The organism is Alteromonas sp. MB-3u-76, assembly GCF_002831605.1.
Lineage (GTDB): Bacteria > Pseudomonadota > Gammaproteobacteria > Enterobacterales > Alteromonadaceae > Alteromonas > Alteromonas hispanica.
Genome location: NZ_CP025115.1, coordinates 3424138 through 3438847 on the forward strand (window position 1 = coordinate 3424138; position 14710 = coordinate 3438847).

General features: G+C 43.2%; 16 protein-coding genes. 6 read left to right on the top strand and 10 right to left on the bottom strand.

All coding sequences use genetic code 11. The annotated features are described in order from the left end of the window. Nucleotides 1-165: 165 nt before the first annotated feature. Nucleotides 166-1977 carry a trans-sulfuration enzyme family protein gene (locus CW735_RS15205; protein ID WP_100972849.1) on the bottom strand — a complete coding sequence of 604 codons (1812 nt, stop codon included), beginning with the start codon at nt 1975-1977 and terminating at the stop codon, nt 166-168. 133 nt (nt 1978-2110) lie between these two features. Between CW735_RS15205 and CW735_RS15210 the strand changes: the two genes are divergently transcribed. Then, entirely contained in the window at nt 2111-3100 is a 990-nt protein-coding gene (locus tag CW735_RS15210) for a D-2-hydroxyacid dehydrogenase (RefSeq protein WP_100972850.1), read from the top strand. Nucleotides 3101-3103: 3 nt separating this feature from the next. Here the strand turns inward: CW735_RS15210 and CW735_RS15215 are convergent, their stop codons facing one another. The 7 genes from CW735_RS15215 to CW735_RS15245 all read right to left on the bottom strand — a co-directional run bounded on the left by CW735_RS15215 (nt 3104) and on the right by CW735_RS15245 (nt 8250). Continuing rightward, on the bottom strand, nt 3104-3682 hold the full coding sequence (locus CW735_RS15215) for a glutathione S-transferase family protein (RefSeq protein ID WP_071980484.1): 579 nt from the start codon (nt 3680-3682) through the stop codon (nt 3104-3106). A gap of 143 nt (nt 3683-3825) precedes the next feature. Next, nucleotides 3826-4170, bottom strand: coding sequence for an iron-sulfur cluster insertion protein ErpA (gene erpA / locus CW735_RS15220; RefSeq protein WP_071980485.1), 345 nt, complete (start codon nt 4168-4170; stop codon nt 3826-3828). An 82-nt stretch (nt 4171-4252) separates the two neighbouring features. Next, the gene (locus tag CW735_RS15225; protein ID WP_100972851.1) at nt 4253-4627 is read right to left on the bottom strand and encodes a sensor histidine kinase; all 375 of its coding nucleotides are present in this window, start codon (nt 4625-4627) and stop codon (nt 4253-4255) included. Between the two features lie 46 nt (nt 4628-4673). Continuing rightward, on the bottom strand, nt 4674-4928 hold the full coding sequence (minE, locus tag CW735_RS15230; protein WP_071980488.1) for a cell division topological specificity factor MinE: 255 nt from the start codon (nt 4926-4928) through the stop codon (nt 4674-4676). Then, on the bottom strand, nt 4928-5737 hold the full coding sequence (gene minD / locus CW735_RS15235) for a septum site-determining protein MinD (protein WP_071980489.1): 810 nt from the start codon (nt 5735-5737) through the stop codon (nt 4928-4930). Before minD ends, minE begins: the two co-directional genes overlap by 1 nt. A gap of 31 nt (nt 5738-5768) precedes the next feature. Further along, on the bottom strand, nt 5769-6584 hold the full coding sequence (gene minC, locus CW735_RS15240) for a septum site-determining protein MinC (protein WP_100972852.1): 816 nt from the start codon (nt 6582-6584) through the stop codon (nt 5769-5771). A 286-nt stretch (nt 6585-6870) separates the two neighbouring features. Then, a complete protein-coding gene (locus CW735_RS15245) occupies nt 6871-8250 on the bottom strand; it encodes a class II fumarate hydratase (RefSeq protein WP_100973287.1) in 1380 nt (459 codons plus the stop codon). A gap of 391 nt (nt 8251-8641) precedes the next feature. Here CW735_RS15245 and azu point away from each other — a divergent pair, with 391 nt between their 5' ends. After that, entirely contained in the window at nt 8642-9106 is a 465-nt protein-coding gene (azu, locus tag CW735_RS15250) for an azurin (protein ID WP_071980492.1), read from the top strand. Nucleotides 9107-9243: 137 nt separating this feature from the next. Here azu and CW735_RS15255 read toward each other — a convergent pair whose 3' ends face one another. After that, the gene (locus tag CW735_RS15255) at nt 9244-9969 is read right to left on the bottom strand and encodes a DUF6776 family protein (RefSeq protein WP_100972853.1); all 726 of its coding nucleotides are present in this window, start codon (nt 9967-9969) and stop codon (nt 9244-9246) included. A 119-nt stretch (nt 9970-10088) separates the two neighbouring features. Between CW735_RS15255 and CW735_RS15260 the strand changes: the two genes are divergently transcribed. The 3 genes from CW735_RS15260 (at nt 10089) to CW735_RS15270 (ending at nt 12579) form a co-directional block, all read left to right on the top strand. Further along, nucleotides 10089-11765 (top strand): chloride channel protein, encoded by a 1677-nt coding sequence (locus tag CW735_RS15260; RefSeq protein WP_100972854.1) that lies wholly within the window; start codon nt 10089-10091, stop codon nt 11763-11765. A 1-nt stretch (nt 11766) separates the two neighbouring features. After that, nucleotides 11767-12195 carry a CopD family protein gene (locus CW735_RS15265; RefSeq protein WP_071980495.1) on the top strand — a complete coding sequence of 143 codons (429 nt, stop codon included), beginning with the start codon at nt 11767-11769 and terminating at the stop codon, nt 12193-12195. 192 nt (nt 12196-12387) lie between these two features. Continuing rightward, on the top strand, nt 12388-12579 hold the full coding sequence (locus CW735_RS15270) for a hypothetical protein (protein ID WP_071980496.1): 192 nt from the start codon (nt 12388-12390) through the stop codon (nt 12577-12579). 34 nt (nt 12580-12613) lie between these two features. Here CW735_RS15270 and CW735_RS15275 read toward each other — a convergent pair whose 3' ends face one another. After that, nucleotides 12614-13276 (bottom strand): UPF0149 family protein, encoded by a 663-nt coding sequence (locus CW735_RS15275; RefSeq protein WP_232368301.1) that lies wholly within the window; start codon nt 13274-13276, stop codon nt 12614-12616. A 186-nt stretch (nt 13277-13462) separates the two neighbouring features. Here CW735_RS15275 and CW735_RS15280 point away from each other — a divergent pair, with 186 nt between their 5' ends. Further along, complete coding sequence (locus tag CW735_RS15280; RefSeq protein WP_071980498.1) at nt 13463-14659, top strand: Nramp family divalent metal transporter; 1197 nt, start codon at nt 13463-13465, stop codon at nt 14657-14659. Nucleotides 14660-14710: the final 51 nt, after the last annotated feature.

Genomic DNA, 14710 nt, shown 5'->3' on the forward strand with positions numbered 1-14710 from the left:
TTATTGATTAAGCAAAACCTGAGCTTTTGATAATTAGCTACTGATAATAAACTCTAGATAATCATGAATTCAAAAAGCTCAGGAATTGCGCTTTACAGCACGCATTTGTACTCAGTATCGGCCATACATAAGCGTTGCTTTAACAAATGTTCCCATTGCTAAGTTTCAACTCTGTGTACTCATAAGCGATGCCATACTGGGTTTACTGCCAAAGTGTTGTGCGCACACTCGCTCACTTACACGCAAATACAGTTCATCAATAGCTTCATTACTCATAAATTCATCACTGAAACTTGGTGCGCCGGCATCAATAAAATGTCGTGCAGCTAAAATAAAGTGAGCAATAAGTTGCTTAACGTTATCCGTCCCCATGGCAATACGCATGGTAGTAAGCTCTATACCTGCTTTTTTCTGTTCTTCAGCACTTAGCTCAGAATGCGATGTTAATGCAGGGCACAGCACGATAGTGTTGTTCTGTCCAATACTCACCTGATGGCTAAATGCAGGCTCTAGTGCATCGAAAAAGCGGGTAAATACGTCTTTCGTTAAGCCTGCTGGAGCCATATCAATAGTAAACAATGTACATGGCCATCCGTGGGCGTGCTGTTTTTCGCGAAGTCCCGCATTACTGTGCTCTGGCAAGGCATGGCAATTTACTCTTATGAGGGGATGAGAGCTTAAAAAGGCAGTGAATACCTCTGTATTAATCACCTTAGTCATCATACGCTGTTCAAGAGTCTTCATACCGTTAAGCACGTCAAACGCCTTTTCTGAATCAAGAAAGGCACCTTTTATGTAGTACACATCCCAAAACATGGTTTGCGACCAATCAACTCCATCTACACTGCTTCCTTTAGGTTGGAACATACGGTGACCTTGGCCAATAACAACACCTGCGGTAGTGGCGCCGCTACCACATAAATCCTTGGTATAACTATGCACCACGTAGTCAGGTCGGGCTGCTTTATTTTTATGCTGCAAAGGTTGATGTAATACTGGGGTGGCCAACGTTGAATCAAGCATCACTAACGCCCCTTCGGCGTGGGCAAGTTCACTGATGCCAGGAACATCGAGAACGTAACCGTGCGGATTACAAGGAGACTCCATGTAGACATGCATCGATGCCCCCTTGTTTAGGCGCTCAGCATACTGCTGCTTGGTTTGCGCCATAAAGTCGGCGAAACTTTCTTTGTCGTAGCCATCAAACCACGCAATCTGAATATCCATTCGATTTGATCTGGCAAAGTAATCGTGAAGCAGTTGGTAAACTCCGCCATAAACATTCCTAGATACAATTAGCACATCACCGTGGCTTAACACATTTGATAACATAGCATCGATAGCCGCCATGCCTGAGTTAAAGTTCCATGCAAGGTATTCAGAAGCATAGGGGCCTGCCTCCATGTCTACAATGGCGTTGGCTAGTGAAATATTGGTGGGGTTTAACAAGCGCGAGTATATTTGGTGCGTAAATTCTTTGCCTTGAAACGCGTCGTCTACCCACTCGGTGCAGGCATACACATAGGTTGCCGTTCTCACAACCACGGGGGTGGCCGAAAACAGCGCGGTTACGTTGTCAAATAACGGGTAATGCCCTTGCGATCCATTACCACTCGATAAGCTTTGATAGGTAGCACGAAATGGGTTTTGTAGGGTGTCTAAAATTTTAGCGATTTGAAAAGATAAAAATTTCTTGGCGTTGAAGTATGCCACCCTATCCTCTTTATCTAGAGATTGAAGGGTATTACTAGTAATATCCCAAAGCTGCATTACACTGGATTGCGCGCCATATAGGTGGTGCGCGGTTTGTGCTAAAGCCCTGCCGTAGTCGCTTTGTTCATCGATACCAAAGTGAGCGAGTTGTTCATTAACCAGCGCCTGTGTAGAGTCTGCTTTTGTGCTGTTGCGCTTAGGAGAAAGCACTTTGGCATGGTCTACCGAAATAGCCTGAAAGTTGTTAGTGTTATTCGACTGCATGATAATTCCGTTAAATGATGACACTTTTAATTAACGAAAATGTAAAACTATATTCACAACTTTAGAACAACCACCCATGCGATAATTGCCTCTTTGGTAGGAAAGAAAAGTTTACTTTATAAGTGAAGGTCTAATGAATTCAAGCTCTGACGGTGCACTTCAAATTACAATATTAAGCAAAGAAGCAAAGCAAATTGCTAGCGCCATTCTTGATAAGATGGGTAACGAAACAAAACATTGCCCTACCGAGTTTAAAAACCTGGACATTGTGGTTGCATCTAACAATCCTGAAGACGTAAATAAAGATAACGTTGAAGTCTTGCTAGCAGATCCAAACTTAGCCGCCAAGGTTATTCCTTATTGCCATAACCTAAAATGGTGTCAGTCTACATGGGCAGGAAATGCACCTCTTTTTCGTCTTGATAAAACCGATTATCAGCTTACTGGTTTAAAGGGCGTTTTCGGTGAATTAATGCGCGAGTATGTATTCGCTTATTTGCTGCAATTTGCCAGAAATATACCTGCATTTAGTAACAATCAAAGCAAACAACCTCCTGTTTGGCAGGCTGAATCCCGTCAGCCACTCAACGGGTTAACTTTAGGTATTATGGGCTTAGGGAATATAGGACAAGCGCTTATCCCGGTGGCCCACGCCTTTGGTATGAAAGTTATTGGCATGTCGAGAGGCGCTAGCAAGGTCGAGGGTACAGAAGCCATGTACCCCACTTCACAACTTAGTGCGTTTGCCAAGCGCGCAGACCATGTTGTCAATCTAATGCCAGACACTGAACAAACGAAAAATCTGTTGTCAGATAACTTTTTTCAACATCTTAAACCTCACTCCATTTTCATTAACGCAGGGAGAGGAAGCGCAGTAGATGATCGTGCGTTACTTGATGCGTTGAATAACAATAAGCTGCACCATGCGGTGTTGGATGTGTTTAAACAAGAGCCACTGCCCCCAGAGCATGCTTTTTGGCATCATCCGAAGGTTTCAATCACCGCCCATACAGCGGCAGAATCGCAGCCAAAAGATGTAGCCCAGGTGTTTTTAAATAACGCACAGCGCTTTTACAACGGACTGCCCCTGTTGTATAAGCTCGACTTTGCAAAGGGCTATTAGTAACTAATGCTCTATGCGTGGGTCTGTTGCAGTCACTTCAATCCTGTCTTGATGTTTTTCATGAAACATCAGTAACTCTGGATAATCTCGCATATCGTGTAGCTCTCGGAACAGTACCCAATCGACTAATGAGTAAAGGCATATTTCGGGGTAATTCCACCCGCTAAAAAGTCCCTTATTTATCTGGTTTGATAACGACGTTAACACTCCCTCTATACGCTCGCTCTGCAAATTAAAGTAAAATTTCTCCTGCGCTATATCGAAATCAGATCGCTTCAGCAAAAGCAGTTGTACAAATGAGTCGTTCGCAGCGTCAATAAGGGTTAATTGATTTTCAGCCTCCCATGTTAAAGGCTCGTATTGATATTTATCCGCGAGATAGTTGTAGATAATTCGGGAATCAAAAATTATTTCGCTGCCGTCTTCAAGGCAAGGTACTTTCAACGTGGGGTTACGAGAGGCTAATAGCTCCCTATCTGCACCAGAGAAAATCTGTAAGTTTAAAAACTCGTGATCTATTGAGGCGAGTACGATACGAATACGTCTAACGAAAGGTGACGTGGTAGAGCCATACAGTTTCATAAAAACGTCCTACAGCAAATCCATTGTATGGGTAAGTGTAGACACAAAAGGTACGGGTTGAAAATAGAATTTGATGAAAGGACTCTTAGAGCAGATACCATAAAGAGAGTAACGTGTACCTGCCCTATTTTGAACTACGCGCGTTATACGCTAAAGCTTGCTCCGCATCCACAAGTTGTTGTGGCATTTGGGTTTTGTACTAAAAATCGAGAGCCTTCTAAGCCGTCTACGTAGTCAACAACACCACCAACAAGATATTGTAAACTCATGGGGTCGACCACTAAAGTGACGCTGTCTTTTTCAATCGTCATGTCACCTTCATTCACCTTTTCATCGAAGGTAAATCCGTACTGAAACCCAGAGCAACCTCCGCCCGTTACGTAAACGCGTAATTTAAGGTCTGCATTCTCTTCTTCTGTCACCAGCGCCTTTACTTTGCTTGCCGCTGCATCAGAAAACTCAATTGGCAACGCCGTTTCGACTGACATATTTACCCCTAACGTTAATGACCTATCACGATATTTTACTACGTCTCATTATCTAATACTTGATTATTTCAAGCAAATAAAGCTAGTTTAATTCGCTATTATCGTCGTTTGCCTGTTGCTCTATAGGTAGGGTCAACGTAAATACAGTCTCACCCGCTTTAGAATTCACCTTAATTTTTCCACCCAACACGTTAGTAACCCATTGATGCACAAGATATAGTCCCAAACCGGAATTACCCGCAGCTCTCCCGGTTGTCACGAATGGGTCAAAAAGTTTGTGTTTAACATCATCAGAGACACCTTTACCGTTGTCTTTGTGTTCTATAATCACTTTATCGGTAACACGTCGAATTGAAATTACTATTTCATTATTTGAGTGAACATCAAAGGCATGCTCAACGCTATTTACGATAAGGTTTTGCAATGTCTGTGATAACACTCCCGGGTAAGTTTTCATTGTTACATCACAGGGCGAATCAATGGCTAAAGCTACTTTTTTCTTTTTAAGACTCTGGCAAAGTCACATTGAGCTCTAGCACGCTGCAGTCATCGTTGTTATCAAGCTGCACAGACACTTGGTCATCTGCTATGGCCACATATTTTCGGATAACTTGAATAATTTCCTGCTGCATCATAGGAAGATAATCGGGTTCCGTACGCTTTCTGCGCTCATGTGCCACTATTATCTGCAAGCGCTCTTTGGCCACTGCAGCTGTGCTTGGCTTTTGCTTCTTTTTTAGCAGGTCGAAAATACCCATTACTTTCCTCCTAGTAGACGCTTGAAGAATCCTTTTTTCTCTGCATCAAGGAAACGATGTTCAACGGTTTCACCAAGCAGGCGCTTAACTGCATCTGTATACGCCTGCCCCGCATTTGCTTCTTCATCCAGTATGACAGGTTGGCCTTGGTTAGACGCTTTTAATACCGATTCAGATTCTGGAATAACACCGAGTAACGGAATGGCAAGAATTTCCTCAACATCAGCTACGCTCAACATTTCTGCTGTTTCAACACGTGCTGGGTTATAGCGGGTAAGCAGAAGATGCTCTTTTACCGCTTTACCCTGCTCTGCCCGCATAGATTTACTTTGTAATATACCAAGAATACGGTCTGAATCTCGCACTGACGAAACTTCTGGGTTGGTCACTACAATAGCTTCATCAGCAAAGTATAGTGCCATTTGCGCCCCTTGCTCGATACCTGCCGGAGAATCACAGATAATAAAGTCGAAGCTCTCTTTAAGCTCGTCTAGCACTGCCTGAACACCTTCAATTGTCAGAGCATCTTTGTCTCTAGTTTGCGATGCTGGCAAAATAAAGAGATTGCTAGTGCGCTTGTCTTTGATTAGCGCCTGCTTTAACGACGCCTCTTTATTTATTACATTAACGAAGTCGTAAACTACTCGACGTTCACAACCCATAATAAGGTCGAGATTTCTCAGGCCAACATCGAAGTCGATGACCACGGTTTTATGCCCAGCTAGCGCGAGTCCTGTGCTAATAGCCGCACTTGAAGTGGTTTTGCCCACGCCGCCTTTACCCGACGTTACTACAATAATCTTAGCCATTTACTTATTTCCTTTGTACGCGCACAAACCGTTAAACCAACGCTTCTATGCGTAGCGTATCTTCTTCTAAATATATTTGAGCAGGTTTCTTCCAACACTCGCCTTTAACGGTGTCGTGCATAATAAATTGCCCTGCAATTGACACGAGTTCTGCATCTAATGACTGACAGAAAACTCGAGCATTATTGTTTCCTTTCACACCAGCTAGTGCTCTACCTCGCAAAGTGCCATAAACATGAATATTGCCATCTGCGAGTAATTCAGCCCCCTCGCTTACCGATGCAGTTACCACTAAGTCACTTCCTTCGGCATAAACCTGCTGACCTGAACGCACCGGGCGCATAATTACTTTTGCGGGCTTCAACACAGGCACCGCAGGAGTAGCCTCTACTTCAGGTGCACTGTAATTAACCTGGCTGGCAGAAGGCGTTTTATTGTGATTGCCGGTGTTTTTACCTACCTCTGCTTGCTTAGCCCCTGTTTGTCTAGCCTCAGCCTGATTAGCAGCGTCGGCAGTTGAGGTATTGATGTCACTATCTGAGGTTTTACTTTGACTAATATCGGCAAGACCAAGATCGTTTATCACCGGTCTTAACTCAGCCACATCTCCTTTTACTGCCATAGGTTGAAGCTGCAGGCGTCTGCACAATGCAATAAGCAGCTCGAATTCTGTTGCCGAAAGCGTTTTTTGCAAATGTATAATAAGCGAGGAGCGCGTAAAAAACTGCGGAGCACTCGCTACTTTTGCCTCTAATTGAGATTCAAATACATCAGGATCAAAGTCGATTATTTCCAGTACAATGCTGGTAAGCGTTGTACCCTTCATGCGAAAGCACGTTTCTGTCATTTATTCTTCCCAAAAAGGCCCTAAAGACGCTGGTTTGGCGGGCCCACAGTGTCCACAGCATGTTGTTGTGTCAACTGTAACAAAAATCCCCCACACAGCAACTATAAAGCGAAACTTACAGAAATAAACGTCTACTTATTGCACAATAAATAACAATAAGTTGTTTCCCCCTATTAAGTGAACAATAAGTAGGCAAACGAAAAAAGACGCTCTGCTTGTCAGCAAAAGCGCCTTTTTTATATCCATAAATTTTGAAAACGTAGTATCGGGAAACTTCAGTGAGGTATCACTTGTTTGACGTAAGCTTTTTAGGGTCTAGCAATGTAGCCAGTTCTTCTCTTGTTAAGCTCGTCATCGACTCTGCAACATCGAGTATTGGTTTATTTTCTTTGTAAGCCACTTTAGCTATTTCTGCGGCTTCAGCATAACCAATAACGGGGTTTAAGGCGGTGACTAAAACTGGATTTCGATAGAGCGCATCTTCAATAGATTCGGAATTTACACTAAAGGTTTTAATAGCTTTTTCGCCTAAAAGCGATGCACTATTTGTCATTAATGAAATGCTAGACAGCAAGTTACTTGCAATCATTGGCAGCATTACATTTAACTCAAAGTTCCCGGACTGACCGCCTACCGTTATTGCAGTGTCGTTACCCATTACTTGAGCACTTGCCATCGCAACGGCCTCGGGTATAACCGGATTCACTTTTCCTGGCATAATTGAAGAACCAGGTTGAAGCGCCTCCAACTCTATTTCTCCTAGCCCAGCAAGTGGCCCAGAATTCATCCAGCGTAAGTCGTTCGATATTTTCATAAACGTTACCGCCAGCGATTTAACAGCACCAGACAGCGTAACCGCTGTATCTTGCGAGCCTATTAATGCAAAAAAGTTATCTGCTGGGCTAAATGATAAATCGGTTAAATCGCTCATGGTATTCGCAAACGTTGCTGCGAAGTTTGGGTGCGCATTAATGCCTGTGCCTACTGCCGTACCACCCTGTGCTAACGTTTGAATACCCGATTGCATTGCGCGCAGCGTGTTGAGTTGCTGTTTAAGTTGCGATGCCCACGAAAGTAAGCTTTGCGCCATGGTAACTGGCATAGCATCCATTAGGTGCGTACGGCCTGTTTTACAATATTGTGAAACCGACTCGGCTTTCACCTCAATCTGTTCAATTAGAGTTTCTACAGAGGGGATTAAGCGAAATGCGAGTTCTAATGCGGCGCTTACATGAATAGTGGTTGGAATGACGTCGTTAGAACTTTGTCCATAGTTCACATGGTCATTTGGATGGATTACTTCGTCTGCAAATTTACTGGCAACATTAGCAATAACTTCGTTAGCGTTCATGTTTGAACTTGTACCAGAGCCGGTCTGGTAAACATCAACGGGAAAATGCTGCATCACATCGTCACAGTTTAACAGTTCATCACAGGCACGAACAATGGCGTTTCCTCTTGAATCACTAATAGCGCCAAGCTGCATATTGGCCAAAGCTGCTGCTTTTTTAACGGTAATAAGTGCGCGAATAAATGGCTCTGGCAATCGCTGACCACTAACGGGGAAGTTATTGATAGCACGCTGAGTCTGCGCGCCGAATAGCGCATCATGCGGCACCTCTAATTCACCCATACTGTCCTTTTCAATTCGTGTATTGTTCGCCATGCCAACATCTCCTTCTTCAGTTAAAGCGTTTATTATTTGCAGCGGACTTTCTAACAATTTTGTAATCATATTAGGCGGTTTTGATCACTTTCGTTAAAAAGACTTTTCAAGAATCGGTGTAATCACATCAAGACGAGCCAATAAAAAAACAGACATAAAAACGAGCTTTTTTTTAACTACTCAATGGCACGATTCACCCCGCCAAGGATATGAACCAACGAAGTGACGGCTGTAGGGGTAAGGCGAACAATTCGCTAACAAAACCCAAAATATTTTAATGATAACTATTATCAATAAGATGATCTTACACCATATCACCACGTAAAAAGTGTAGGTAAATTAATAGGCTGGGTAGTATTGCAGCCAAAACATTTTGAAAAGAGGTTCTTTTATGATTAAGAAAATTTTTGTTGGTACTGCACTGTCAATGGCAGCAATGTTGGCATCAACTAACGCCGCTTATGCAAATGAATGTGAGGTTACTGTTGAAAGTAACGATGCGATGAAATTTAACACATCGAACGTTGTAATTCCGGCAACCTGTGACGACTTCACAGTTACATTAAAGCATACTGGGCAGTTACCGAAACAAGCCATGGGTCATAACTGGGTAATGACAACAAAAGCAAACGGCCAAGCTGTCGCGACTGAAGGCATGAGTGCAGGACTTGATAACAATTACCTTAAGCCCAACGATGCAAGAGTAATTGGTGCAACTGATGTTATTGGCGGTGGTGAAGAGACCACCACAACCTTTTCAGTCAAAGACTTAGATGCCAATGAAGAATATATGTTCTTCTGCTCGTTCCCGGGTCACATTGGCATAATGCAGGGTACAGTAACGGTTGAAGCATAACTTCCCTGCTAATTAAGAGTTGTAAAACTGAGCCCTAAAAAGCAAATAAATAAAAGTGCAGTGGCGATATCGCTACTGCATTTTTTTATTCGGTACTTTTTTATTCGGCAATTACTTTTTTGAGAAGATTTTAAACGCTATAGCGTACTCACCGCGCCAGACGTTCCATCTACTTTTACATCATCCCAGCGCATAGAACGTTCGTAGCCGCCTTTACTAGTTTTGTAGCGATAAACTTCAGTTGTCAACATAATAGTCTCAGGATTGAAGTTCTCGGGCAGGGTAAACGTCACATTTACAGCCTGGAAAAATCGAAACCGATATTTAATGTTTTCTCCCACAAAACTGCCATCCCCGGAACTAAAAGTAACAGACTCGCCCTCTTGTGTGCCTGCAATGCTCAATTTTAGAGAACCATTAATTACCGACTTTTGCTGACTGGGCTGAAGCAAAACCATTCTAAGCTGATACTGATTATCGCCTGCTGCATATAATTCAACATCCTCAGCTACAAATATTTTTTCTGACTTTTCTGGTGCAACTACCCTTTCATAAAAGATTAATAACTGCTGCTGCTCGTTAAGTTGTTGCTTTATATCCACCAAGGTTTTCGTTAGCGATTCATTTTCGAGTTGCGTAAGCTCAAGCTCTACATCTAACTGATTAACACGGGTAGTGAGCGTATTGTTTTCTGTCGATAGTATATCGATAGTCTCTTTCTGCGCGGTTACGGTCAGTCTGTCGCCTTCGTCCATATAGCGTGCTAGCTGATAACCAAAGGCAACCATTACCAGCATTAAAAACGCCATGAGCAGCGAAAATTTGTGGTTGCCTAAAAAGTGTTTGAGTTGGTCTGCTGTCATCGTTTACTTCATTAAAAAGTTTGTCATTGCTTTTAAATGCTAAGAGCCTATTCTTAACATTATGAAATTTAAGTGGTTGTGGTAAGCTTTACACTACATTTACTTTACTGTATCACATCATGCGCTTTCAGGCTTTACGACAGGAAGTGGCTCACCCACGCACATCGGTTCAGCTATGCCTATTAGGTATTGTTGGCGGAACGTTTGCTGCGCTTATCATCATTTTATTTCGCCTTTGCGTTGATTGGCTTCGCGAAACCGGCGTGTCTACCTTGCAATCCTGGTTAGTTGAAGAGTGGCTAGTTTGGTTATTTATGCCCCTTATCAGCGTGTGTATTATTCTTTTTATCGCCTTTTTAACCGGCTTTAAGCACTATAGATTGGGGATCCCATTCGTTATCCATAGAGTGAAATACTTCTACGGTCATATTCCTTTTCGAACTACTATTAACCAATTTTTTGGTGGAATGCTTGCACTAGCTGGCGGATTTGTTGTTGGCCGAGAGGGTCCCTCAGTCCATATGGGCGCATCAAGTAGTAGCTTGTTGGGGCAATGGCTTCGCTTGCCCTATAACAGCGTTCGTATTCTCGCCGGTTGTGGTATTGCCGCCGGAATTTCGGCTTCGTTTAACACGCCTTTCGCCGCGGTCATTTTTGTAATGGAAGTGGTACTGCGAGAATATAAAATACATATTTTCGTGCCTATCATGCTTGCCGCAGCCTGTGGCTCGGTGCTGGCCCGTATTGTTTTTGGCGAGGTTAACGAGCTTTCTTTTCTATCGTTCACCGCCTTTAGCCAGTGGATGTATTTGTATTTAGTGGTGCTAGGAATTTTGCTTGGCATGCTAGCGACTCTTTTCAATCGGCAATTAATGCGTGTAATGACATGGTTTCGTCCAGTTTCAATGGTATGGCGCTTAATCCTAGCCGCGTGTATTACAGGCTCTATTGGTGCTTTGCTGCCAGAAGCGCTAGGAGCCAACTTTATCGATGTTGAGCATTTATTCGATAGCAACCCAGAAACCTTACTTTTAATAGCTGTTCTGGTTTTTAAAGTGGTACTTGCTGTTTTTGCTATCGGCTTAGGGATTCCGGGTGGCATTATCGGCCCTGTGATGGTAATTGGTATGTTAGCAGGCGCAGTACTCTTGCTTCCCTTGTCTTACTTTATTGATGTACCTGAATTCACGAACAGCTTTGCATTATTGGGTATCGCAGGAATGCTAACAGCAGTACTACACGCTCCGCTGGCTGCGCTTTCGGCAGTAATGGAACTCTCCTACAGCCCGCAAATCATTCTTCCAGCCATGCTGGTAATTGTGCCTGCGTACGTAACATCAACGCAGTTTTTCAAAAATCGTTCGTTATTTATTCTTCAATTAGACTATCAAAATCTTCCCTACGCCACTTCGTCAATTCGGGAAGCGTTAGAAAAAACAGGCGTTCTGGCAGCCATGGATACCAACTACAAGCTATTTAACGATGCACCAGAAAAAGCGCTTACCGATCATTTGGAGAAAGAGCCAACCAAAATTGTGATTCAGCAGTCTAAATTCGAAATTGATGTGCAATACAAGTTAGTGCAATACAATGTGAGCTTAGAGCACGATGCGGCGGCCTTAAGCTATTATCAAATGGAGGGGCTAAGTGCTCAAACTACTCTTCATGAAGTGTACGAACATCTTAAAAAATCGCGCTCTGGCGCAGTTTATGTTTACGACCAAGACTTTAACGATATCATTGGCGTAATTACTTGGAATATCCTACAAAGCTTTTTGCAAAAGGCGAACTACTGACATGTACATTTTATGGTTCAAAGCACTTCACATTTTTTTTATGCTTGCGTGGATGGCAGGCCTTTTCTATTTACCTCGACTTTTTGTTTATCACGCCACTACCTCTTCTCAAGTCGTTAAAGAAGAATTTAAAGTGATGGAACGACGGCTTTGGTATTTTGTCACTCCCTTTGCTTTGCTCACTTTAGTGTTCGGTATTGCGCTTATTGTAAGTTACGGCGGCACATGGTTTAAAATGTCTGGATGGCTACATATAAAAATTCTACTTTTAGTTGCAATTTACGGTTATCACTTCTATTTGTTTACACTGATGAAACAGTTCGCTCGTGATGAAAATACCCACACGCCTCGCTTTTATCGAATACTTAACGAAGCGCCGGTACTCATCATTCTCGCTATTGTGTGTTTAGCTATTGTAAAACCATTCTAGCGCAAACACTGAATTGCCTAGTTGCTCTACTTGTACTTGTATAAACACGCTAAAGACACGTTTTATCGTTTTTGCGTTCAGTTGCAGTGCTAAGTTAAACGGTTGGGCTTATCATAAAAATTCGGTTATGCAAAAAATGGACAGGCGCAAAAATATAGCGCTTCAGGTAACGAAAAAAAACAAGGACAGAACATGGACGAAAATAATCAGCACCTTAAAGAGTTACTAAAACAAACGGATATCGCATTTAAAGCGCTTATGCGTGAACCAAGCTCACTTACGCTTAACGAAGAATATGAACAGGCTAAGCTTGCCCTTGATGCTTATACGGCATCATTAAAGCAAACCATAAGTGAAAAACGTTTGCAGCAGCGTCAGCGTTAGTGAGTGTTAAACCGAGGGCATGCTCTTACAACACTTACTCTTTCTCTTTTTTAGTAAACATTTCGAATTGATTGGGCAAAGCGCCCGCTAAATCGCCGGCAAGCGTCGTATAATCTTCTAGTAATGCAGGCAGCTGTTTTACAAGAATGGGTAGGTTTTTACTTAGCTGCTCAGCATGTTGGGGCTGTCGTTGCTGGTAAGCTAAATCTATATTTGCCAAGGTGGTGAAAAGCTTTAGACATCGAGAAAGCTGAACTTCTGGCGCTTCCCCCTCATTATTAGCTGCTTTTTCTTCTGCCTCTTCATGATTCAGCCTATCTACGTTTGCCTGCTTTTTTTCAGCTAGCTGCCACGCGTTTTGCCACACAGGCTCTACGTTTTTGTGAACAATCAGCAGGCCATTTAACCACTGTGACAACGCACTACTAGGTTTAATCATCTCCTCTTTACCTGCGTCTGTGGTAACAATAGTTTCCATACAGTGTGGCGGTAACGCGATACGCCCCTGTCGCATAAAGTCTAAATGCGCACGCAAGCCATTCATAAGCGTATCGGCAAGAATATCTACATCACTGTCAACCAGTTGGCTAGAAGCACTTTGAATAAGCCATGGCATCCACTGTTCTGGCATAGGTATTTCTGGGCAGGCGGCCACAGCGAATATCATACCATCGACTTTTTCCGCACTTGGGAGCACGTTGCAAAAGCTCTTTTTTTCCACTATTGGCCTAACAATATTTATGGGTAACTGATCATTCACTGCAGATTCTCATTTTGGGTTGCGTTATATATTTTGAAACGATAGGCTCCGCGCCTTTTTTTCCAATTGATATCATACTAAGGTCTGTTGACCCTAATAGAACATAACTAAGAGTTGTTGCAAATGGCAAAAGATAAATCAGGATATATTATCGCGGCCGCCTTTATTGGCCCAGGAACCGTTACTACCGCAAGTTTAGCCGGAGCTAACTTCGGTTTTCATTTGGTATGGGCACTTATCTTCTCTGTTTTCGCAACAATAGTCCTGCAGGATATGGCAGCCCGCCTTGGCGTTGCCACTGGACAGGGACTTGCTGGCGCCATGAAAGATATGGCCTACAAGCCCTGGCTCAAAAACCTTTTCGTTGTGCTCATCGTCAGTGCTATCGGCATTGGCAACGCTGCCTATGAGTCGGGCAACTTAACCGGTGCCGCAATTGGACTCGATGCGTTTATCGATATTGGAATAGGGCCATGGGCCGCTATTCTTGGCGCTATTGCGATAGTGCTATTGTGGTCTGGAAGCTACCAATGGATTGAAACTGTTTTAGTTTATTTAGTCTTTATCATGGCAGGGGTATTTCTGATCACACTGCTCGTGGCTAAACCCGACTTATCAGCCATGTTCAATCAGCTTATATCACCTAAATTAGACACCGATGCTATTACCACCGTATTGGCGTTAATTGGCACCACCATAGTGCCCTACAATTTATTTTTACACGCGAGTTTGGTAGCAAAATCATCGAAAGGCTTAGATAAGCAGCAGGCTGTCCTTGCCTGTCGAAGTCAGTCAGCCAGAGCCATAAGTATGGGCGGACTTATAACGTTGATTGTAATGGCAACCGCAATGATGGCGTTTTTCAATCAAGCAGCCACCATAGACGCCAGCAACATGGGAGAGCAACTCAAGCCTGTGCTTGGCGATAAAGCGCAATGGTTTTTTGCCCTTGGACTGTTTTCAGCAGGCTTGACGAGTGCCATAACCGCGCCGCTAGCAGCCGCTTATGCGGTGACAGGGGCTCTTGGTTTAAGTGACCATATGAAGAGCCGAAGCTTTAAAGCTGTATGGATGGTCATTATTCTGGTAGGCGTAAGTGTTGCAGCATTAGGTTTTAAACCCTTACCCGCCATATTGTTTGCGCAGGCTACAAACGCGCTATTACTGCCGGTAATTGCTATTTTCTTATTGGTAGTTATGAACAAAAGCCAGGCTTTAGGGCAGTTTAAAAACTCTTGGAAAAGTAATATTGCAGGAGTAGTTGTGGTAGGCACAGTGGTGGGGTTAGGTTGCTATAAATTGGTCAATGTATTCCTGTAATTGCACGCTTTATCCAGCTTTATTATCGCTAGTAAAAGCGCCTTGTTTTCA